Origin of the sequence: Pseudomonas sp. EA_65y_Pfl2_P74 (genome assembly GCF_963970575.1) — a bacterium.
GTDB lineage: Bacteria > Pseudomonadota > Gammaproteobacteria > Pseudomonadales > Pseudomonadaceae > Aquipseudomonas > Aquipseudomonas baetica_A.
In genome coordinates, this window is sequence record NZ_CAXAOQ010000061.1 from 1 (window position 1) to 5,101 (window position 5,101).

The window sequence follows — 5,101 nt, forward strand, 5'->3', positions numbered from 1 at the left end:
GCACCGTGACCACCACCGCGCCTAACGACGCATTGGTTGGTCAGGCACCGCTGACCACCTCGATCACTGGTGTAACCGGCGGCAACTACGAAAACCTCGTAGCCGACAAAACACCAGTCAGCACCACGGTGACTGACACCGTCGACACCACCAACCTGTCGCTCAGCGCCACCGACTCGGTCGCCGAGGGCGGTTCGATTGTCTACACCGCGACCCTGACCAACGCCGCGGGTTCGCCAGTGACTGTGACCCTGTCGAACGGCGCAGTGATCACCATCGAAGCCGGCAAAACCACAGGCACTGTGACTGTTCCAGCGCCGGCCGATGACGTTTACAAAGATGCCGGCAAAGTCGAAGCAACCATTTCGACTGCCACAGGCGGCAACTTCGAGAACCTGGTGCCGAGCACTGTTCCGGCCGTGACCAGCGTCACTGACACCATCGACACCACCACCGTCAAACTCACCGCCTCCGAGTCGGCGGCTGAAGGTGGCACCGTCACCTACACCGCGACCGTGGGCGCCCCGGTCACGGGTTCGCCAGTCGTCGTGACCCTGGCCAACGGTCAAAACATCACCATCGAAGTCGGCAAAACCACCGGCAACGTGACCACCATTGCGCCAAACGATGCGCTGACCGGTCATGCGCCACTGACCAATGCAATCACTGACGTAACCGGCGGCAACTACGAAAATCTCGTGGCCGACAAAACCCCGGTCAGCACCACGGTGACTGACACCATCGACACCACCAATCTGTCGCTGACTGCGACCGGCACGGTGGCCGAGGGCGGCTCAATCGTCTACACCGCCACCCTGACCAACGCCGCTGGCTCGCCAGTGACTGTGACCCTGTCGAACGGCGCAGTGATCACCATCGAAGCCGGCAAAACCACGGGCACCGTCACCGTTCCGGCTCCAGCCGATGACGTTTACAAAGATGCCGGCAAAGTCGAAGCAACCATTTCGACTGCCACAGGCGGCAACTTCGAAAACCTGGTGCCGAGCACTGTTCCAGCGGTTACCGAAGTCACTGACACCGTCGACACCACCAACCTGTCGCTCAGCGCCACCGACTCGGTCGCCGAGGGCGGTTCGATCGTTTACACCGCCACCCTGACCAACGCCGCGGGCTCGCCAGTGACTGTGACTCTGTCGAACGGCGCAGTGATCACCATCGACGCTGGCAAAACCACCGGTACAGTCACCGTTCCAGCGCCGGCCGATGACGTCTACAAAGATGCCGGTACCATCCAGGCAACGATCAGCACAGCCACCGGTGGCAACTTCGAGAACCTGGTGCCGAGCACTGTTCCGGCCGTGACTGAAGTGACCGACACCATCGACACTTCGACCGTCAAACTGACGGCTGATACTTCCGTGGCTGAGGGGGGCACCGTTACTTACACCGCCACTGTTGGTGCGCCGGTGACTGGTTCGCCAGTCGTCGTGACCCTGGCCAACGGCCAAAACATCACCATCGAAGTCGGCAAAACCACCGGCACCGTGACCACCACCGCGCCTAACGACGCATTGGTTGGTCAGGCTCCGCTGACCACCTCGATCACTGGTGTAACCGGCGGCAACTACGAAAACCTCGTAGCCGACAAAACACCAGTCAGCACCACCGTGACTGACACCGTCGACACCACCAACCTGTCGCTGTCAGCGACCGGTACCGTGGCCGAGGGCGGCTCAATCGTCTACACCGCCACCCTGACCAACGCTGCTGGCTCGCCAGTCACTGTGACCCTGAGCAACGGCTCGGTGATCACCATCGAGGCCGGTAAAACCATCGGCACTGTGACTGTTCCTGCGCCGGCTGATGACGTTTACAAAGATGCCGGCAAGGTCGAGGCAACCATTTCGACTGCCACCGGCGGCAACTTCGAGAACCTGGTGCCGAGCACCGTTCCGGCCGTTACCAACGTCACCGATACAATCGACACCTCGACCGTCAAACTGACGGCCGATACTTCCGTGGCTGAAGGCGGCACCGTCACTTACACCGCCACGGTGGGTGCTCCGGTTACCGGTTCGCCAGTCGTGGTAACTCTGGCCAACGGCCAGAACATCACCATCGAAGTCGGCAAAACCACCGGCACCGTGACCACCATTGCGCCAAACGATGCGCTGACCGGTCATGCGCCACTGACCAATGCAATCACTGACGTAACCGGCGGCAACTACGAAAATCTCGTGGCCGACAAAACGCCAGTCAGCACCACCGTGACTGACACCGTCGACACCACCAACCTGTCGCTCAGCGCCACCGATTCTGTGGCCGAGGGCGGCTCAATCGTCTACACCGCGACCCTGACCAACGCCGCGGGTTCGCCAGTGACTGTGACCCTGTCGAACGGCTCGGTGATCACCATCGAAGCCGGCAAAACCACGGGCACCGTCACTGTTCCGGCTCCAGCCGATGACGTTTACAAAGATGCCGGCAAAGTCGAAGCAACCATTTCGACTGCCACGGGTGGCAACTTCGAGAACCTGGTGCCGAGCACCGTTCCGGCGGTTACCAACGTCACCGATACCATCGACACCACCACCGTCAAACTCACCGCCACCGAGTCGGCTGCTGAAGGTGGCACCGTCACTTACACCGCAACCGTCGGTGCACCCGTCACTGGCTCGCCGGTCACCGTGACCCTGGCCAACGGTCAAAACATCACCATCGAAGTCGGCAAAACCACCGGCACCGTGACCACCACTGCGCCAAACGATGCGCTGGCCGGTAACGCCCCGCTGACCAACTCGATCACTGACGTGAGCGGCGGCAACTACGAAAACCTCGTGGCCGACAAGACCCCGGTTTCGACCACGATCACCGACGTCGTAGACACCACCAACCTGACGCTGAGCGCCACCGACTCTGTGGCCGAGGGTGGTTCGATTGTCTACACCGCGACCCTGACCAACGCCGCGGGTTCGCCAGTGACTGTGACTCTGTCGAACGGCGCCGTCATCACTATCGAGGCCGGTAAAACCACCGGCACCGTGACTGTTCCAGCACCGGCTGATGACGTTTACAAAGACGCTGGCAAAGTTGAAGCAATCATTTCGACTGCCACCGGTGGCAACTTCGAAAACCTTGTGCCGAGCACTGTTCCAGCGGTTACCGAAGTCACTGACACCATCGACACCACCACCGTCAAACTGACCGCGACCGAGTCGGCTGCTGAGGGTGGCACCGTTACTTACACCGCCACTGTGGGTGCGCCGGTGACTGGCTCGCCTGTCGTCGTGACCCTGGCTAACGGCCAGAACATCACCATTGAGGTGGGTAAAACCACCGGCACTGTCACCGCGACTGCGCCAAACGATGCGCTGACCGGTCATACGCCACTGACCAATGCGATCACCGGCGTAACCGGCGGCAACTACGAAAACCTCGTGGCCGACAAAACCCCGGTCAGCACCACGGTGACTGACACCATCGACACCACCAATCTGTCGCTGACTGCGACCGGCACAGTGGCCGAGGGCGGCTCAATCGTCTACACCGCGACCCTGACCAACGCTGCTGGCTCGCCAGTGACTGTGACTCTGTCGAACGGCGCAGTCATTACCATCGATGCCGGTAAAACCACGGGCACTGTGACTGTTCCAGCACCGGCTGATGACGTTTACAAAGATGCCGGCAAGGTCGAGGCAACCATTTCGACTGCCACCGGTGGCAACTTCGAGAACCTGGTGCCAAGCACTGATCCGGCCGTGACTGAAGTGACCGATACCATCGACACGTCGACCGTCAAACTGACGGCCGATGCTTCAGTGGCTGAAGGCGGTACCGTCACTTACACCGCGACCGTGGGCGCTCCAGTCACCGGTTCGCCAGTCGTCGTGACCCTGGCCAACGGTCAAAACATCACCATCGAAGTCGGCAAAACCACCGGCACCGTGACCACCACCGCGCCTAACGACGCATTGGTTGGCCAGGCTCCGCTGACCAACTCGATCACTGACGTGAGCGGTGGCAACTACGAAAATCTCGTGGCCGACAAAACACCAGTCAGCACCACCGTGACTGACACCGTCGACACCACCAACCTGTCGCTCAGCGCCACTGGCTCGGTGGCCGAGGGTGGTTCGATCGTTTACACCGCGACCCTGACCAACGCTGCTGGCTCGCCAGTGACTGTGACCTTGTCGAACGGCGCAGTGATCACCATCGAGGCGGGCAAGACCACTGGCACCGTGACCGTTCCGGCGCCAGCCGATGACGTCTATAAAGACGCCGGCAAAGTTGAAGCAACCATTTCGACTGCTACTGGTGGCAACTTCGAGAACCTGGTGCCGAGCACTGTCCCGGCCGTGACTGAAGTGACCGATACCATCGACACTTCGACCGTCAAACTGACGGCTGATACTTCCGTGGCTGAAGGCGGCACCGTCACTTACACCGCCACTGTTGGTGCTCCGGTTACTGGTTCGCCTGTCGTGGTGACTCTGGCCAACGGTCAAAACATCACCATCGAGGTGGGTAAAACCACCGGCACCGTGACCACCACTGCGCCTAACGATGCATTGGTTGGCCAGGCTCCGCTGACCAACTCGATCACTGACGTGAGCGGTGGCAACTACGAAAATCTCGTGGCCGACAAAACACCTGTTTCGACCACCATCACCGACGTCGTCGACACCACCAACCTGTCGCTCAGCGCCACCGACTCTGTGGCCGAGGGCGGTTCGATTGTTTACACCGCCACCCTGACCAACGCCGCTGGCTCGCCAGTGACTGTGACCTTGTCGAACGGCGCAGTGATCACCATCGAGGCGGGCAAGACCACGGGCACCGTCACTGTTCCGGCTCCAGCCGATGACGTCTATAAAGATGCCGGCAAAGTCGAAGCAACCATTTCGACTGCCACAGGCGGCAACTTCGAGAACCTGGTGCCAAGCACTGTTCCGGCCGTGACTGAAGTGACCGACACCATCGACACTTCGACCGTCAAACTGACGGCTGATACTTCCGTGGCCGAGGGTGGCACCGTTACTTACACCGCAACCGTGGGCGCCCCGGTCACGGGTTCGCCAGTCGTGGTAACTCTGGCCAACGGTCAAAACATCACCATCGAAGTGGGTAAAACCACTGG

Annotated in this window: 1 protein-coding gene; it reads left to right on the top strand. The window is 60.7% G+C overall.

Annotation, left to right across the window (positions count from 1 at the left end; translation table 11 throughout):
- On the top strand, positions 1 to 5,101 hold a 5,101-nt coding region (locus AACY18_RS27675; RefSeq protein ID WP_339466818.1), incomplete at both ends, for an immunoglobulin-like domain-containing protein.